Source organism: Vibrio orientalis CIP 102891 = ATCC 33934, assembly GCF_000176235.1.
Lineage (GTDB): Bacteria > Pseudomonadota > Gammaproteobacteria > Enterobacterales > Vibrionaceae > Vibrio > Vibrio orientalis.
Genome location: NZ_ACZV01000005.1, coordinates 1,743,349 through 1,760,175, shown reverse-complemented (window position 1 = coordinate 1,760,175; position 16,827 = coordinate 1,743,349). Strand labels below are relative to the sequence as shown.

Genomic DNA, 16,827 nt, shown 5'->3' with positions numbered 1-16,827 from the left:
TTAATAATAGGGGTTAATCTTATGTCTCATTTCAAAAAGACACTACTTGGAGCTGCAGTATCGAGCTTAGTATTAAGTGGTGCTGCATTCGCCGACGGCGCAAACAGTGACGCAGCGAAGAACTACTTGACGAAGGACTCATTTGCATATGAAGTCTACGGTATTATCGCGATGCAGGCCGCGTATCGTGATTATGACTCAGGTAGTAATGCAACGGATGATGATCTTGGAGGCATGCAGTTAAACAACGAGTCTCGTATTGGTTTCCGTGGTAAAAAAGACTTTGCTAACTTCGGGCCAACGTTTATCTGGCAAATCGAGGGTGGCTACGTTGACCCAAGCTTTGGTGGTGAAGGTGCTGGCTTAGGTGAGCGTGATACGTTTGTTGGCTTTGAAAGTGAGTCGATGGGCCAAGTTCGTCTAGGTCGCGTGCTAACACCTATGTACGAACTGGTTGACTGGCCAGCTTCTAACCCAGGTCTAGGCGATGTATATGACTGGGGCGGGGCTATTGGTGGTGCTAAATACCAAGATCGTCAGTCAAACACTATCCGCTGGGACTCGCCAATGTATGCAGACAAGTTCTCATTAGACATTGCCGCTGGTGCGGGTGATAGCGCTGGTATGGGGGCTGGTGATGATTACTGGGGTGGTATTGCAGCGCACTACAAACTGGGTCCACTACAATTGGATGCTGCGTATGAAGGCAACCGCAATATCGAAGCTGAAGGTCAGACATGGGAAAACAACAGTTACCTAGTTGGTGTTCAAGGTTGGTTCGAAAATGGTATTTCGTTCTTCGCTCAATATAAATATATGGAAGCGGATGCAAGCAACGGTGTTAGCGAGAAGCAAGATGCAGTTTCTGCTGGTCTGATGTACACGACGGGTGATTGGCAGTACAAGCTAGGTTACGCAGCAAACTTCGACTTAGAGCGCGATGGTCAGACAATCGACAATACGGCTGATGACGTACTATCAGCGCAAGTTATGTACTTCGTAGATCCATCAGCAGTTATCTATGTACGTGCTCGTACCTTAGACTTTGGTGACGGCGCGACATACGTAGGTGGTTGGACAGACTCAGATGACGGTGCGAACCGTTGGAAGTCGGCTGACTACGATGAGTTCTCTGTAGGCGTAGAGTACTACTTCTAATAGAGAGTAGATAAAAAGGGCGGAAACGCCCTTTTTGTGTTCATATTAATCTAAATAAGTCATTGCAATCAAAGGCCTGTTGATCTCTTTGGCTTATCTAAATTGGTATAAGACGAGAAACCATGATGAAAAAAAACACTATCCTAATAGGTATTTGCGCGATCCTTTCAGCGCCAGCATTTGCCGCTCAACTAACACTCCAATCGGAATTGGCTCCTCGTGTTCTTAACGGTGAGTTTGTCTACCCTGAGCTAGTCTCTGATTCAAATGGTATTAAATTAGCGGATGGAGACAATCAACTGGCCGTTACAGTAGGTCAAATCGTTTTTGAAGATGGCAAACGTCGTAAATTTGATTCTCAACCGCTACTACTTGAATTTAATGCCGCGACAGATGCTGAACTGACTCTTAGCTACGATACATTTAGAACGATTGAAGAGGCTAAAAGCTTTGAGAATAACCCTAATGTCAGTTTGAAAGACCTGTCTGGGAAAGACGTTGAATTTTCAATGGTTCAACTGCGTAAAGGTGGATTGCAAGGCTTTCGCGATTATGAGCGAGAAGTAGCTGATTACAACAACGCTGTGCAAAAACAGACAACCCAATCGAGCATTGCGGCTTCACCTGCGGTAACTAAAACGCTAAAAGAATCGTTCAATGATCTCAGTCGTCAAGAGCAGCAAGAATTCATGCAGTGGGCAATGCAGAACTTAAAGTAATTCCAAGGATTGTAGAATTACGTATCGGTGCTAAAATAACGCGCAATTTTGGCACCAATCTGTTTTAAACCGTATTGGTGTGGTCATTTAGACAATCAAGGTATTTTACATGACGGTTAAAACTCGTTTTGCTCCTAGCCCTACAGGCTACCTCCACGTTGGTGGTGCACGTACTGCACTTTACTCTTGGCTATATGCAAAAAGCCAAGGTGGTGAATTCGTTCTACGTATCGAAGATACGGATTTAGAGCGTAACTCTCAGGAAGCGGTTGATGCGATCCTAGAAGGTATGCAGTGGATGGGTCTTGAGTGGAATGAAGGCCCTTACTTCCAGTCTAAGCGTTTTGACCGTTACAACGAAATGGTTGATAAGCTGCTAGCAGAAGACAAAGCATACAAATGTTATGCATCGAAAGAGCTGCTAGAAGAGATCCGTGCTGAGCAAGAAGCAGCAAAAGAGATGCCTCGTTACGATGCTAACCACCCTAAAGTGGTTGCAGCGAATACGGCAGCAAAAGAAGGTGACGCGTTTGTTGTTCGTTTCCGCAACCCTAAAGAAGGTAGCGTTGTATTTGAAGACCAAATCCGTGGTCGCATCGAAATCTCGAACAGCCAGCTAGATGACCTAATCATCCGTCGTACTGACGGTGCGCCAACATACAACTTTGTTGTGGTTGTCGATGACTGGGATATGGGCATTACACACGTTGTCCGTGGCGAAGATCATATCAACAATACTCCTCGTCAGATCAACATCTATGAAGCATTAGGTGCGCCAGTACCTGTATTTGCACATTGTGCCATGATCTTAGGTGATGACGGTGCGAAGCTGTCTAAGCGTCACGGTGCGGTTTCTGTTATGCAATACCGCGACGAAGGTTACCTACCAAATGCACTTAACAACTACCTAGTGCGTCTTGGTTGGTCTCACGGTGACCAAGAGATCTTCTCTCAAGAAGAGATGATTAATCTGTTCTCGCTTGATGCAATTTCTAAGTCGGCATCAGCATTCAATACTGAAAAGCTGCTTTGGTTGAACAACCACTACATCAAGACATCTGCTCCTGAGTATGTGGCTGAGTACCTACAGTGGCATCTAGACAACCAAAAGCTAAACACTGAAAACGGCCCGGCAATCACAGAAGTGATCAAGCTTGTAGGTGAGCGTTGTAACACATTAGTAGAACTAGCCGAGCAAATCCGTTACTTCTACGAAGATTTCGCTGAGTTTGAAGCAGGCGCAGCTAAAAAGCACCTACGTGGCGTAGCTAAAGGTCCACTAGAGCTTGCTCTGGCGAAAGTTGAAGCGCTAGAAGAGTGGACAACAGCAAACATCAAAGACGGCGTTATTGCAGCTGTTTGCGAAGAGCTAGAAATCGGCATGGGTAAAATCGGTATGCCATTACGCGTTGCAGTTACAGGTGGTGGTCAATCTCCTTCTGTTGATGCAGTCATGGAGTTTGTCGGTAAAGAGCGCGTCATTGCACGTATTAAGATGGCGATTGCATTTATCGAAGAGCGTGAAGCAAACGCATAACTGTTCTTATTGTGAATGAATTCGAACCGCAGTCTTTGTACTGCGGTTTTTTATGTCCGAATCAATGGGTGCCAATCGTGATTGCTAGGATCATACTTCTGAGCAACTAAGAAATAGACTACAAAATAATGTCTCATTTTTGTGACATTTATCCACAGGACACTAATTAGTTGATATGGTTCAATAAAAACACACCTAGTACTGAGGCCTTGTAGCAAAAGGCTTCGAAGGAGGCGCTGAAGTTACTCTGATTTTTTGCTTACAGGATGCTGACATTTTCCTCCTTTCAACTTGAGTCAAAATGTTTATAGTTCCCACCGTCAGTTACAAAGATTTACAAATGTAACGGTTAGGAAGGAAGACTCACAGTGGGAAGTGCAGCAGGGTGATCTGTCTCCATGCAAGTTTGTTTGAGCTTGAATGGAGATGATCACCGAATCAACTATTTAAAAAGTTAGATTTCGAGGAATCATTAATGAAAAAACTAGCAGCGGTAATTTCAGCGTCACTTCTTCTTGCTTCAGCGCCATCAATGGCTGAACTGTATGTTGGTGGTAAAGTAGGTAAATCATGGTTAGATGACGCTTGTACTACAGCGACGGCAAACTGTGATGATGAAGCATCTACAGCTGGTGCGTTTATCGGTTATGAAATGTGGGATTTCCTATCAATTGAAGGTGGTTACGACTACCTAGGTAAATTCACAGCAGACGGCCTAAATGATGACAAAGTTGAAGCATTTACATTGGCGCCAAAACTAAACCTGCCTATCACTAATGATATCTCTCTTTACGGTAAATTCGGTGGCGCGTATGTGAAGTACGGTAGCGAAGAAGATTACTCTTACCTAGGCGCAGCAGGTATCGAATTTGATTCACATGAAAACGTAACTGTTCGCGTTGAATACCAAACAATTACCGATGCTAACAATGACAAAGTACGTGCAATGGGCAATAGCGCAACTCTAGGTTTCGTCTACAAGTTTGGCGGCAGCGAAGAAGCAGCTCCAGTGGTTGTTGTTGAAGAAGAAATGACAGAAGAAGTGGTAGAAGAAACGCCAGTAGAACCTGTTGTTGAAACAAAAACATTTGAAACTCAACAGCTAGGCTCTGGTAGCTTCAAACTAAACAGCACTGAGCTAAACCAAGACAGCGCTGATCAACTAGACGAATTAGTTGAGTTCTTAAATACGTACCCTCAAGCAAACGTAGAGATCATTGGTTACACAGATACATCTGGTGCAGCGGAATACAACCAAGTTGTTTCAGAGAAGCGTGCTGAGTCAGTAGCAACAACTCTAGAAGAAAAAGGTATTGATTCTTCACGTATCACAGCTCGTGGTGAAGGTGAGAACAATCCAATCGCGTCAAATGAAACACGTGAAGGTCGTGAACAAAACCGTCGCGTTGAAGTTATCGTTCCTGAGTTTGAGTACCAAGTAGCTCAATAATAACTCACTCAATAACAGCGTCAGAAAAAAGCCTCGACTTAGGTCGGGGCTTTCTTATTTTTGAGAGCACATAAGGGAATATAATATAAAGCTCTACATTACTCGCATTTTATGGCGTCTATATATGCGCCAGTGCGCACTGTCTGGTTCACGTTAAACGGTGAGCGAAGGCGTGAATGGAAAATAAGGAAATACGCATGAAAAAATTAGCAGTGGTTATTTCTGCAACCTTGATGTTGTCTGCTGCAGCAAATGCAGAGTTCTATCTTGGTGGTAAAGCCGGTAAGTCTTGGCTAGATGATGCTTGTACATCAGCGACCACAAATTGTGATGATGAGTCCATTACTGCTGGTCTGTTTGCTGGTTATGAGTTTCTTGACTACCTATCAATTGAAGGTGGATATGACTATTTAGGTGAGTTTACCGCAGACGGTATTTCGGGCGACAAAGCTCACGCGTGGACATTAGCGCCAAAGTTAACTATCCCGTTTAATGATACTGTCTCTCTTTACGGTAAGTTTGGTGGCGCATACGTCGAATATGGCGATAAAGATGACAACTCTTACTTAGGTGCAGTGGGCTTGGAGCTTAACTCTGATAGCAATGTGAGAGTTCGCCTTGAGTACCAACGTTTGACCGACGTAAACAATGATTTGGTTAAGGCTGCTGTTAACTCGGCGACCTTAGGCTTTGTTTACCACTTTGGCAACAATGATCAGACAGAACAAGAGCCAGTTGTTGTTGAAGAAAAGACAGTTGAAGTAGTAGAAGAAGTGGTTGTTGCGACTCCTGTTATCAAGAGTTATGCAACCAAAGTTGATTCTGGAAACTTTGCCCTAAACAGCACTGAATTGAAGCCAGAAAGTAAATCTCTACTTTCTGAGTTGGTTCAGTTTATGGAGCAATACCCTCAAGCAAATGTTGAAATTACTGGGTACACCGACTCAAGTGGTGCTGCGGAATACAACCAGATGCTTTCAGAAAAACGAGCACAAGCTGTAGCCAATGAGTTAGAGAGTCAAGGTGTCGAATCTTCACGTATCACAGTGAGTGGAGAAGGGGAGAACAACCCTATCGCTTCCAATGACACTCGTGGAGGTCGAGCTCAAAACCGCCGTGTCGAAATCACGGTTCCGGGCTTTGAATACGAAGAGAAGTAACGGCAACAAGTAAATGAAAAGCCTTGGTCGATGCCAAGGCTTTTTTGTTTTAATCACGGCTAGCTTTGCAATGATAGAGTATTTGCGAATTTGGCAATTATTTTAAATCGATACTATTTAATCGGCCCATAAACTCCAAGATCTCTAAGTTTTCCTTATTGGCCGCGAGGAGCGCTTTTTTGGTTTTTGAGTAGGCTGCTAATCGCCCATGTTTTTTTATGGAGCAAACGACGCTTCGATAGATCAACTTGCCATTTTCATCATAGTTGCGCCATGCGGCGATATAGCATTCATCTTTAGCGCCTGGGTCATCTTTTGTCGGTCGAGGTTTAAAGATGATCTTAGGTTCAAGTGAATGAGGCAATCGTGTCATCAGGTAAGGGTCTTTAAGTAAACGGCGCCAAAATTTGCCCCACATCTCGCTACCCATTTCATTTCGTAACTTAATCGCTTTCTGCAGACCTTTCTTCTCTCCAATACGAATGTAGCCGACAGAACGGTGGATGACTTTGTCATCTGGAGTATGGATATGAATTTTAAAGGCTGTTTTGGCCTTAGAAATGAAGCGATGACCAGTGTTGGTCTCTAAGTTACTTTTTTTCATTGCTTTACTATAGATAACTTTATTAATAATTATTCTAGATGAAAGTTAAAGGATGGTGAAGCCAAGAAAGCAAAAGGGCCAAGCATTTTTACTTGGCCCTGATATAAGGATGGTGTTCTCGGGCGAATTCTAGCTCTTAGAATGAGAACTTGCTGCCTACTGTGCTAGGGAGTGCCGTACCATTTAAATCATATCGTTACAGCAATTTGTGCATAACATCACCGATCTGAATGCTGCCAGCTAATTCCGCTTGATCGACAGACAGTTCTGCTTCGTTTTCATACACGCGAGATACCGTTAGTGTTATGTCAGTTTCCGTGACTTTGTTTCTAGGTAAGCCGCGTTGATCGATAAAAGATCCAGTGTGCCAAAGTTGTAGCTTGTCACCTTCTTGTACGCCATGAACACGCCCTAGGTCGATCGTAATGGTATTGCCCCATTTAGCGACGACTTCGGGTAGAGTGATTTTACAAGAGACTTCTGATTCGAGGTCAAGCATGATGTTTCGACTGACACGAAGCATCATATCACCGTAGGTTGAAGCCCAAAAGCGAGCACTTTTAGTATCGACTTGGCTTGTTTTGGCAAATGGCCAACGTGCCACTTCACGATAGTTACGGTTATAGACTTCATTACCGGTTTTGCCGTCGAAAATCGTCATCTCTAGCGCAAACTGGCGGTTGATGACATCATCTTTAATTAGGTTCTTCTCAATAGTTGCCGTTAAGTCGGTAATCACACCGCCGATAATGTACTGCGCACCAGTATCTTCAGCGATCATTTTAAGACGCTCGGGGTATTTCTTACTGATCTCAAAGTCGGTCGTCCCAACGGAAATAAAGCTAGCAGACTCTTGATCTAATTGGCGGTTGATGACGTTGGCGAAGTCGTCTCCAACACTGTATATCTGCCCCATCACCGCTTGCTGTGGAGAGGCTAGGTCAATGTTTCCAACTAAGAACGTCTTTTTATATTGGCTGACATGGCAACCTGTTGCCGATGGGTAAATATCGATACGCGCTTTGACGAACATAACGCCACTACGAGTTCTTTCTTCTTCGACTAAGATATAGCGCACTTCAGTGCCGGTGAATTGATACTCTTTACGTCCACTTTCAAGTAATGGGCGGAGGTTAGCGATGCTACCGATATCAGCGCCTGAAAAGCTCACTGCTTTGTAGATTGCGTCTTCTAGCGCATGAACACGGGCCACTTCTTCTGATGAAACGATAGTTGAAGTCCCCGTTACCTCATACCAACCCGCCAGTGCACCGTGTGCAAACAGACTTAAGTAGATGGTTGATAAAAAGTACAGAAGCGATTTTTTCATGATTGATTACCAAGTTGGTTCATTTTTTGCTTAATAAATCTTAGCTGATTTAGGCATTGCCTTTCTGAATAGTTGCATTGATAGAAAAGCAAAGAATGTTCCACTTTTCGTTTTTTTGTAAAAGAGTCGACATTTAGGCCTTAATGTATCGGAGATTAGAGAATGAAAAAATGGTTATCGCTTGTGCCGGTGGTGTTTTTGACCGCCTGTGCGTATGCGCCAATATACAATGGTAAAGAACCTTACAATGGTTCCCAGTTTATGCTGATGGACAGCCCGCGTCATACTCTTGACTTTTTTGTCGAGAGCATGACCGAGGACTTGATGATTTCCAATACGAGTGTATCGGCTCGCACACCGATTGCAGTCACATCATTTGTTGATTTGCAGAATATGGATGCGACCAACTGGTTAGGTAACTCTGTATCGGAAGGATTTATTCACCAGTTTCAACGTCGAGGGTTCAAGGTTGTTGATTACAAAACAACAGGATCGATTCAAGTGACGAATCAAGGTGATTTCGCCTTTAGCCGAGACTGGAAAGATCTTGCGCAAGAGCAAGATATTCAATATGTACTGACCGGTACCATGCTTCGTCAAGAGGGGGGAGTGCTGGTGAATGCACGCGTTGTTGGCATGCAGTCAAGAATTGTGGTTGCTACGGCTCAAGGGTTCTTGCCAGCAGATCGTATTGGTCGAGATCTTGATACACTTAATAGCATTCGTACCCAAGATGGGGTATTAATTCGCTCTGACCCAACGATGACTCAACCGTATACCGTGATTCTGCGTCCATAGGAGACACAATGAAAAAGTTATTACTTCTTGTTGTTGCTTTGATGATGGTTGGTTGTCAACCTCTGCAGAACATGCGTCCTGATGACTGGTTGACGGCAGTTGGTTACGCTAGCATCAGTGAACAAAAAGGGCGTAACGAAGATGAAAAGCAGGTACGTGCGATGCGCGCCTCTAAAATCGACGCTTATCGTGAACTCGCTGAACAAGTGTATGGCATGCGCGTGAGTGGCAGAGCAGATCTTAAAGATCAACGTCTCGGGACTGAGCTTACGTCTGGCGCAGTAGACGGTGTTATCCGTGGTGCAGAGGTTGTAAGAAGCTATAAAGTTGGTGACAGTTACGTGACTGAACTTCGTTTAGATATCGAGAAGATGAACAAACTGCGTGATTACGGTGAAGTTCAACAGGTGCCAGAAAAAAGGCAGCAAACACTTTTCTAGTTGAAATATTCTCTCCAGATACAGAAAAAGCGGCAATCATTGCCGCTTTTTATTTACTTGGGAAAATCACACTAGGCTTTAATATTTGTTCCAAGCGTTGTTACATTCTTCGTTTGGCCTTCGGCAGTATATGTCATGCCAAGCTTGCCTTGAGACTGCTTCATCAAGTTATTTAGCTTATTGTAGCTTAACTGCGCGCGTTGCAATGCTTGACCATTCACTTCATTCGCTTGCTGACATTGAGAAATAAGCTCACGGATTTGCTCTACCAGAGGGCTCAACTCTGGATCTGAGGTTAAGCTTTCAACGTCAGGATGGCGACGAATACGATCATCAGTGACTTGCAGTTGTTCAATGAGGGTGACTTTTTTGGTGGCTATCTGTTCAATATTTTTAGATTGACGGCTGGTGATGGCGTGTTTTTCTTGCTCAAGAACATCACTAAGCTCTAGGGCATTTTTCAACTGAAATTCGACCAAACCATGTAGCGCTGCCATCTATTGAACTCTCACTTGTTATTTAAAGTCCGCCAAGTTCTTTTTCGAACTTCATCATATTATCTGCCAGCTTTTCCGGATCGACTGTATAAGAGCCGTTGGCAATCGCTTCTTTTATCGCAGCAACTTTTGCCTGATCAAAGCTAGGTTGGCTAACCATTTGATTATGCATTTCTCCGACCGCTTTGCCCTGAGAACTTAGTGAAACCGCGTCCTGAGCAACGGTAGACTTTTTTGCTGAGTCAGAACCGCTAGTGGTCGAGTTATCATTGCGAACTGAGCTTCTCGTCGTTGTCGAGAGTGTTTGCCCTGAACGTATATTATCAATGCCTGCCATAGATGAGCCTTTTTAAAATAGAACTTGTATTGTCAATATCGACGAGTACGGTGAGAACTTTAGCATTTTTATCAGATTTGCTAAAAGATAACCGTGACTTCCGAAATTCCAGATACTCGTCCTTCAATTATACGGTTGGATTTACTATTTTTCACTCTTATCTGTTCACCGTGTGAACCATCTGTCAGAGCGACCCCTTTTGTTGTAATGGTCATGCCTGATTTCACTGCTTTGATAGTGACGGTCTCATTCCGGCATACAACGCAAATGTCTCTGTCCTCAATGACTTCTCCAGCACGAAGGTTTTTCTTCGCTTTTGCGCCGATGACAGCATCGATTGAGGTAAATCCTTGCCGTCTAAAACGTTGTAGGTCTACCATACTAATAGTGACATCGTATTCAGAAATTAGCTGACCACGGGAAATTGGAGAGGTGAGAGTGACCTGAGGGCCTGTGCGAATCAGACGTACTGGTACATAGACTCGCCAATTGTCATCGAGGCACTCAACCAGAACAGTAATATTACTGGAGTTGGGGTTGGTCGACGAAGAAGAACTCGATAGTGGGCTTGGACAGTCAGTGGCAAATATACGACTATCAATATTCGCCGCCTTCGCCTCAAGGTTACCTCCAATTGGCCACTCAATTTCGGCGATAATGTACTCTTCTGCAGCTTGTTGAATAAGCTTAATTTGGCTTTCTGTTGCGGAAAATACTGAAAAACTAAAGAAAAAGAATAAAAAGCCGATAGACTTACGAAACTTTTTATAGAAAGCTCTACAATTAGTTATGGAAATTGAGCGTAATGATGTTTTAGGATATATCATTCTGTTTCTCTGGTTTTTCATGGCCACTATGTAGACTACCATTTTTTTAGCATGAAGTTTGAGATGGAGATGAGCTTATGACCGGTATTCTTGATTCAGTGAATCAGCGTACGCAACTCGTCGGTCAAAACCGATTAGAACTCCTAACCTTTCGCCTAATGGGGCGCCAGCGTTACGGAATTAACGTATTTAAAGTAAAAGAGGTACTTCAGTGCCCTAAGCTTACTTCAATGCCAAACTTGCACCCTCTTGTTAAAGGGGTTGCTCATATTCGCGGACATACGGTGTCAGTGATTGATCTTAGTTTAGCGATTGGTGGGCGTCCGACCACTGACGTTGAAAAGGCTTTTGTCGTCATTGCGGAGTTTAACCGCACGATACAAGCGTTTCTGGTGACGTCTGTCGAACGTATCATCAATATGCACTGGGAAGCAATTTTGCCGCCACCAGACGGTGCAGGTAAAGCGAACTACCTAACTGCGGTAACCAATATCGACAATGAATTGGTCGAAATTTTAGACGTAGAGAAAATTCTTGCTGAAATCGCTCCGGTTGACGAAACCATGGATTCTTCAATCAGCGAAGAGATTGCCCAAGCAGAAACAGAAAAAGAAATTGTGCGCCGAATTCTTATTGCCGACGATTCTACGGTAGCTCGTAAGCAGGTAGAACGCGCGATTACTTCATTAGGTTTTGAAGTCGTTTCAGCAAAAGATGGCAAAGAAGCGTATGATAAACTAGTCGAAATGGCGGCAACTGGTAGTATTTACGATCAGATCTCGTTAGTGATATCTGATATCGAAATGCCAGAGATGGATGGCTATACTTTGACTGCAGAAGTACGTCGCCACCCAGATTTGAAAGATCTTTATGTGATCCTTCACTCGTCATTGAGTGGGGTGTTTAACCAAGCGATGGTCGAGCGTGTTGGTGCGAACTCCTTTATTGCGAAATTTAACCCTGACGAGTTGGGTAATGCAGTGAAATCGGCACTTACTAATTAAAAGAGAAGTGAATGACAGCAATAACTATAAGCGATCAAGAGTATCGTGATTTCAGCCGTTTCTTAGAGTCACAATGCGGTATTGTTCTTGGCGATAGCAAGCAATACCTCGTTAGAAGTCGTCTTAGCCCACTTGTTACTAAGTTCAAGTTGGCTTCTCTATCTGATCTATTGAGAGATGTAGTGAGCGGGCGTAACCGTGAACTACGAGTTGCTGCTGTCGATGCAATGACGACCAATGAAACACTTTGGTTTCGCGATACCTACCCATTCGAAGTACTCGCTAATAAGCTACTTCCTGAAGCGGCGGCAAATAAGCGCCCTATTAAAATTTGGTCAGCGGCCAGTTCTTCGGGTCAAGAACCTTATTCGATGGCGATGACGGTGCTAGAGCAGCAGCAACGCAAGCCAGGCATGCTTCCGAGCGTCTCTATTACAGCGACGGATATTTCTGCAAGCATGCTGGATATGTGTCGTGCGGGTATTTATGACAACTTAGCGCTTGGCCGCGGTCTTTCACCTGAACGTAGACGCAACTTCTTTGAAGATGCAGGTGATGGTCGAATGAAAGTGAAAGACAATGTAAAACGCTTAGTGAATTTCCGTCCCCAAAACCTGATGGATAGCTATGCGTTACTCGGTAAGTTTGACATTATTTTCTGTCGAAATGTGTTGATCTACTTCTCTCCAGATATGAAGTCTCAGGTCCTAAATCAGATGGCAAATAGCTTAAACCCAGGCGGATATTTATTGCTAGGGGCATCAGAGTCGTTGACTGGTTTAACCGATAGATTTGATATGGTTCGTTGTAACCCTGGAATTATCTACAAGCTTAAGTAGCGCGATCAACATTTTCTAATTAAAGCCCAGCATTTCGTTGGGCTTTGTCGTATCTACTGCCTGGAAAATAATTCGAGTGCTAAGAGTCTAGCGAGTATACTTTTGGTGAGGCATTCCAAATCTCAACCCTATAACTATTGCTAAACCTTAAGTTGGCGTGGTTATTGCTCTACCTAACGTGAAAGCAAAATTGGACTAATTCTAAAAGTTGGTACACATATTGCTTTTGTAATTATTACTAACGGTCAGTTCTTTAAGTAGAGGTCAACATGGCTATTTCTTTTGACAATGCACTAGGTATCCACCAACACACGGTGGGAGTACGTGAGCGCAATGCTGAGGTGATGTCCACCAACATTGCACAAGCGAACACACCTGGATACAAAGCGAAGGGAATGGACTTTCAAAAGGCACTGCAGGCGGCAACATCAGAGGCAAGCATTGGTCTTAGCCGAACTGATGGTCGGCATATCGCTGCCTCTACTCAAGTGACAGGGGAAGTAATGTATCGTCTTCCAACACAACCTGACACGGGTGATGGCAATACGGTCGATGTAGATTTAGAGCGTAACTTGTTTATGCAAAATCAGATTCGTCATCAAGCATCACTCGACTTCTTAGGAAGTAAATTCAAGAACTTAACGAAAGCAATTAAAGGGGAATAATTAGATGAGCTTATTTAACGTCTTCAATGTAACTGGTTCTGCCATGAGCGCTGAATCTGTTCGTCTAAATACGACCTCAAGCAACCTGGCAAACGCAGATAGTATTTCTAGCTCAGCGAAAGATACCTATAAAGCGCGTCATGCAGTGTTCGGTGCTGAGTTAAGTAAGGCAAAGTATGGCCGCGACCACACTGTGCCAGTGAAATTGATGGGCATTGTTGAAAGTGACAAACCGCTCAGTGCGGAATACAACCCGGATCACCCACTTGCAAACGACGAAGGCTATATCTACAAGCCTAACGTTAATGTAATGGAAGAGATGGCTAACATGATATCTGCTTCACGTTCATACCAAACGAACGTTCAAGTAGCAGATGCAAGTAAACAAATGCTGCTGCGTACGCTGCAGATGGGTCAATAAGGATAAGGAGGTAACAGATGGCCGGAGGCATTAATAATAATGTTGGTCAGAGTGGCTTGTCCTATATCGACCAGCTTAAACAGCTACAGGACAAGAATAAGCCGAATGAGACAACAGGTAAGCAAGATCTAAAGCAAGAAGACTTCTTATCACTGCTCACTAAGCAACTTGCCCAACAGGATCCGTTTAAGCCGGTTAGTAATGACCAGATGATTGCACAAATGGCGTCATTCGCAACCGTCGATGGTATTGGCAAGATGAACAATCAGTTTGAAACACTGAATGCTTCAATGACCTCTAACCAAGCACTACAGGCTTCATCCTTAGTTGGACGTGATGTCCTAGTACCAGGTGCTGCGGGCGTGAAAAAAGATGACGGTAATATGGCTGCTATGGTCAAACTACCTCAAGCTGTCGATAACGTGATGGTAAGAGTAGAAGACCAGATGGGACAGCTTGTCCGTACCTTTGAAGTCGGTTCTAAACCTGCGGGTGATAATCGCGTCGAATGGGATGGCAAAGATCAAAACGGTAATCCATTGCCGGCTGGCAAATACAATGTGAAAGCATCGGGTTTGTTAGACGGGAAGGCGAAAGAGTTTGAAGTTTCGACTTATGCAAACGTCAACAGCGTCCTTCTTGGTAAAGGTGATGGTAACGTACTACTCAATCTGGCTGGCTTTGAGTCGCCAGTTCGACTTGCTGAAGTACTAGAAGTTGGTAAGGCGTAGCTCTTAATTAAGTAGTTATGCTAGCTAGATAGGAGATTTTGGAATGTCATATGTTGCACTAAGCGGTTTATCCGCTGCTCAATTAGACTTGAATACAACCAGTAACAACATTGCGAACGCGAACACGTATGGCTTTAAGGAGTCTCGTGCTGAGTTCGGTGATGTTTACTCGAATTCACTGTTCACTCACGCTAAAACGACACCTGGACAAGGTGTACAAGCGGCGAAGGTGGCACAACAGTTCCATGAAGGTTCAAGTATTTATACCAATAACCCAATGGATTTACGTATCGGTGGTACTGGTTTCTTCGCGGTTGCTAAAGACCGTTTGACTCCGACATCTAACGAACTGACGCGTAATGGTGCGTTTCACCTGAATAAAGATAACTACATGGTAACGGCGAATGACGAGTTCCTGTTAGGTTATCAAGTGAATAAAGATACGGGTGATGTTCTTTCTTATGAGCCGTCACCAATCAACATTCCAAAAGAATTTGGTAAGCCTAAGCAAACGGCAAACATCGAAGTCGGTGTAAACCTGCCTGCTGGTGGTGAGCTGAAAGATCCTGCGTTATTTGATTACTCAGATCCTGAAACATACAACCGTTCAACGTCTTCGACGATCTATGACTCTATGGGTCAATCGTACAAGTTAACGACTTACTACTTGAAAGATCAGACTCAGCCTAACACTTGGCAGACATACTACACAGTGACTGACAGTGCGGGTGAGAAACCTCTGAACATTACGGGTGGTGATGCAACTTCTCCGACTGGCCATATTGGACATACGATGAAGTTTAACAACGACGGTACTCTAGCAAGTCTTAACAATGGTCAAAATATTGTTTCTGAGCCATTAGGTACGGGTGCAAACCCTGTTGAACTTAACGGTGCGGATGTTAACCAAACACTTTCATTCGGTCTGCAAGATGCGACACAGTTTGCCGCACCGTTTGAACTGACTAAGTTCGATGAAGATGGCGCGACAACAGGCTTCCTGACTAAAGTTGACTTCGACGAAAACGGTAGTGTTCTAGGTACTTATTCGAATGGTGAGAACATCATTTTAGGTCGTGTTGCCATGGTTCGTGTAGCCAATGAGCAAGGCCTAGATAAGAAAGGTGGTACTCAGTGGGACTCTACCCAGTTCTCTGGGGACAAGATTTGGGGCGAGTCGAATAAAGGTTCGTTTGGTTCGATCAGTAGCGGTACGCTTGAGCAATCGAACATCGATATGACTCAAGAGCTGGTTGACCTAATTTCGGCTCAACGTAACTTCCAAGCGAACTCTCGTTCTTTAGAAGTTCACAACCAAACGCAACAGAACATCCTACAAATCCGTTAATCGATTTACGTTGTTTGGCAATAATCTGTATAGCAAGCTGGTGGCAAAGATCAGCTTGCTATGTTGCCGCCTCTCACTCTTTGCCTCCTCTATCTTCTCCATCAAACTTGCTGTTTTGATTTTAATCTGTTGATATAAAAAGACTTTTATAAGTTGGCATACCTATTGCTTTCTATTGATCAGAATTGTGATTATTGGAGCAAATTATGGATCGTGCACTGTTTCTTGCGATGAGCGGCGCCAAGCAGAATATGCAGGCATTACAGCTTAGAGCAAATAACCTAGCGAACGTCAGTACCACGGGTTTCCGTGCTGATTTGGCGCAAGCGCGTTCAATGCAAGCATACGGCGAGGGTGTTCCTAGCCGAGTGTTTAGCATGACAGAGCGTCCGGGACATAATTTCCAACAAGGTAGTGTCATTACCACGGGGCGTGACTTAGATGTGACGATTCAAGGTGATGGCTGGATCTCAGTGCTTGATCAGACTGGTAAAGAAGGTCTGACACGTAACGGTAATCTAAACGTTGATGTGAACGGTTTACTGACCAACGGCAATGGCCACTTAGTACTCGGTGAAACTGGCGCACCTATTACACTTCCAATTCCCGTGAGTAAAGTCGAGATCGGCAACGACGGTACAATTTCTGTGGTTCCTCAAGGCGCTCCAGCAGATGCCATTGAAGTTGTCGATAGAATTAAACTCACTCGCACCAATAATCAATCACTATTCAAAGACATCAACGGTCTATTCCGTGCAAAAGATCCTAATACGGCATACGAAGCAGATGCCGATGTAAAACTGCTCACCGGTGCAATCGAAGGTAGTAACGTCAATGCTATCGGCGAAATGACAAGTCTGATTGACTTACAACGCCAATTCGAAATGCAAGTGAAAATGATGAGCACCGCAGAAGATATGGACAAAGCGTCTGACTCTCTGCTTCGTATGAGCTAATAGATT

The 16,827-nt window shown here is 44.0% G+C and carries 19 protein-coding genes; 14 read left to right on the top strand and 5 right to left on the bottom strand.

Going from position 1 to position 16,827, the window contains the following annotated elements; translation table 11 throughout:
* Positions 1-21 precede the first annotated feature (21 nt).
* The 5 genes from chiP to VIA_RS18695 all read left to right on the top strand — a co-directional run bounded on the left by chiP (position 22) and on the right by VIA_RS18695 (position 6,024).
* Complete coding sequence (gene chiP / locus VIA_RS18715) at positions 22-1,158, top strand: chitoporin (protein ID WP_004415058.1); 1,137 nt, start codon at positions 22-24, stop codon at positions 1,156-1,158.
* A gap of 122 nt (positions 1,159-1,280) precedes the next feature.
* Positions 1,281-1,877: a YccT family protein gene (locus VIA_RS18710; RefSeq protein ID WP_004415056.1), complete on the top strand. Its 597-nt coding sequence runs from the start codon at positions 1,281-1,283 to the stop codon at positions 1,875-1,877.
* Between the two features lie 109 nt (positions 1,878-1,986).
* A complete protein-coding gene (gene gltX / locus VIA_RS18705; protein WP_004415054.1) occupies positions 1,987-3,414 on the top strand; it encodes a glutamate--tRNA ligase in 1,428 nt (475 codons plus the stop codon).
* 475 nt (positions 3,415-3,889) lie between these two features.
* Positions 3,890-4,864 (top strand): OmpA family protein, encoded by a 975-nt coding sequence (locus VIA_RS18700; RefSeq protein ID WP_004415053.1) that lies wholly within the window; start codon positions 3,890-3,892, stop codon positions 4,862-4,864.
* 197 nt (positions 4,865-5,061) lie between these two features.
* Positions 5,062-6,024 (top strand): OmpA family protein, encoded by a 963-nt coding sequence (locus VIA_RS18695; RefSeq protein ID WP_004415052.1) that lies wholly within the window; start codon positions 5,062-5,064, stop codon positions 6,022-6,024.
* Between the two features lie 97 nt (positions 6,025-6,121).
* On the opposite strand, the gene VIA_RS18690 is transcribed toward VIA_RS18695, so the two are convergent.
* Positions 6,122-6,628, bottom strand: a complete 507-nt coding sequence (locus VIA_RS18690) for a hypothetical protein (RefSeq protein ID WP_004415050.1) — start codon at positions 6,626-6,628, stop codon at positions 6,122-6,124.
* Positions 6,629-6,824: 196 nt separating this feature from the next.
* Positions 6,825-7,958: a flagellar assembly protein FlgT gene (locus VIA_RS18685; protein WP_004415048.1), complete on the bottom strand. Its 1,134-nt coding sequence runs from the start codon at positions 7,956-7,958 to the stop codon at positions 6,825-6,827.
* 162 nt (positions 7,959-8,120) lie between these two features.
* Here VIA_RS18685 and VIA_RS18680 point away from each other — a divergent pair, with 162 nt between their 5' ends.
* On the top strand, positions 8,121-8,756 hold the full coding sequence (locus tag VIA_RS18680; protein WP_004415046.1) for a FlgO family outer membrane protein: 636 nt from the start codon (positions 8,121-8,123) through the stop codon (positions 8,754-8,756).
* Between the two features lie 8 nt (positions 8,757-8,764).
* Positions 8,765-9,196 carry a flagellar assembly lipoprotein FlgP gene (flgP, locus tag VIA_RS18675; RefSeq protein WP_004415045.1) on the top strand — a complete coding sequence of 144 codons (432 nt, stop codon included), beginning with the start codon at positions 8,765-8,767 and terminating at the stop codon, positions 9,194-9,196.
* Between the two features lie 71 nt (positions 9,197-9,267).
* Here flgP and VIA_RS18670 read toward each other — a convergent pair whose 3' ends face one another.
* The 3 genes from VIA_RS18670 to flgA form a co-directional block, all read right to left on the bottom strand.
* A complete protein-coding gene (locus tag VIA_RS18670) occupies positions 9,268-9,693 on the bottom strand; it encodes a flagella synthesis protein FlgN (RefSeq protein ID WP_004415043.1) in 426 nt (141 codons plus the stop codon).
* A 22-nt stretch (positions 9,694-9,715) separates the two neighbouring features.
* The gene (gene flgM / locus VIA_RS18665) at positions 9,716-10,030 is read right to left on the bottom strand and encodes a flagellar biosynthesis anti-sigma factor FlgM (protein ID WP_004415040.1); all 315 of its coding nucleotides are present in this window, start codon (positions 10,028-10,030) and stop codon (positions 9,716-9,718) included.
* Positions 10,031-10,110: 80 nt separating this feature from the next.
* A complete protein-coding gene (flgA, locus tag VIA_RS18660) occupies positions 10,111-10,857 on the bottom strand; it encodes a flagellar basal body P-ring formation chaperone FlgA (protein WP_004415038.1) in 747 nt (248 codons plus the stop codon).
* Positions 10,858-10,934: 77 nt separating this feature from the next.
* Here flgA and VIA_RS18655 point away from each other — a divergent pair, with 77 nt between their 5' ends.
* The 7 genes from VIA_RS18655 to VIA_RS18625 all read left to right on the top strand — a co-directional run bounded on the left by VIA_RS18655 (position 10,935) and on the right by VIA_RS18625 (position 16,821).
* Complete coding sequence (locus VIA_RS18655) at positions 10,935-11,861, top strand: chemotaxis protein CheV (RefSeq protein ID WP_004415037.1); 927 nt, start codon at positions 10,935-10,937, stop codon at positions 11,859-11,861.
* An 11-nt stretch (positions 11,862-11,872) separates the two neighbouring features.
* Positions 11,873-12,700 (top strand): protein-glutamate O-methyltransferase, encoded by an 828-nt coding sequence (locus VIA_RS18650; RefSeq protein ID WP_004415035.1) that lies wholly within the window; start codon positions 11,873-11,875, stop codon positions 12,698-12,700.
* 269 nt (positions 12,701-12,969) lie between these two features.
* Complete coding sequence (gene flgB / locus VIA_RS18645) at positions 12,970-13,365, top strand: flagellar basal body rod protein FlgB (protein WP_004415033.1); 396 nt, start codon at positions 12,970-12,972, stop codon at positions 13,363-13,365.
* Between the two features lie 4 nt (positions 13,366-13,369).
* Entirely contained in the window at positions 13,370-13,786 is a 417-nt protein-coding gene (gene flgC, locus VIA_RS18640; RefSeq protein WP_004415032.1) for a flagellar basal body rod protein FlgC, read from the top strand.
* 17 nt (positions 13,787-13,803) lie between these two features.
* Complete coding sequence (gene flgD, locus VIA_RS18635; RefSeq protein ID WP_004415031.1) at positions 13,804-14,517, top strand: flagellar hook assembly protein FlgD; 714 nt, start codon at positions 13,804-13,806, stop codon at positions 14,515-14,517.
* A gap of 43 nt (positions 14,518-14,560) precedes the next feature.
* Entirely contained in the window at positions 14,561-15,865 is a 1,305-nt protein-coding gene (gene flgE, locus VIA_RS18630; protein WP_004415030.1) for a flagellar hook protein FlgE, read from the top strand.
* Positions 15,866-16,071: 206 nt separating this feature from the next.
* Complete coding sequence (locus VIA_RS18625; RefSeq protein ID WP_004415028.1) at positions 16,072-16,821, top strand: flagellar basal body rod protein FlgF; 750 nt, start codon at positions 16,072-16,074, stop codon at positions 16,819-16,821.
* The last annotated feature ends 6 nt before the right edge of the window (positions 16,822-16,827 follow it).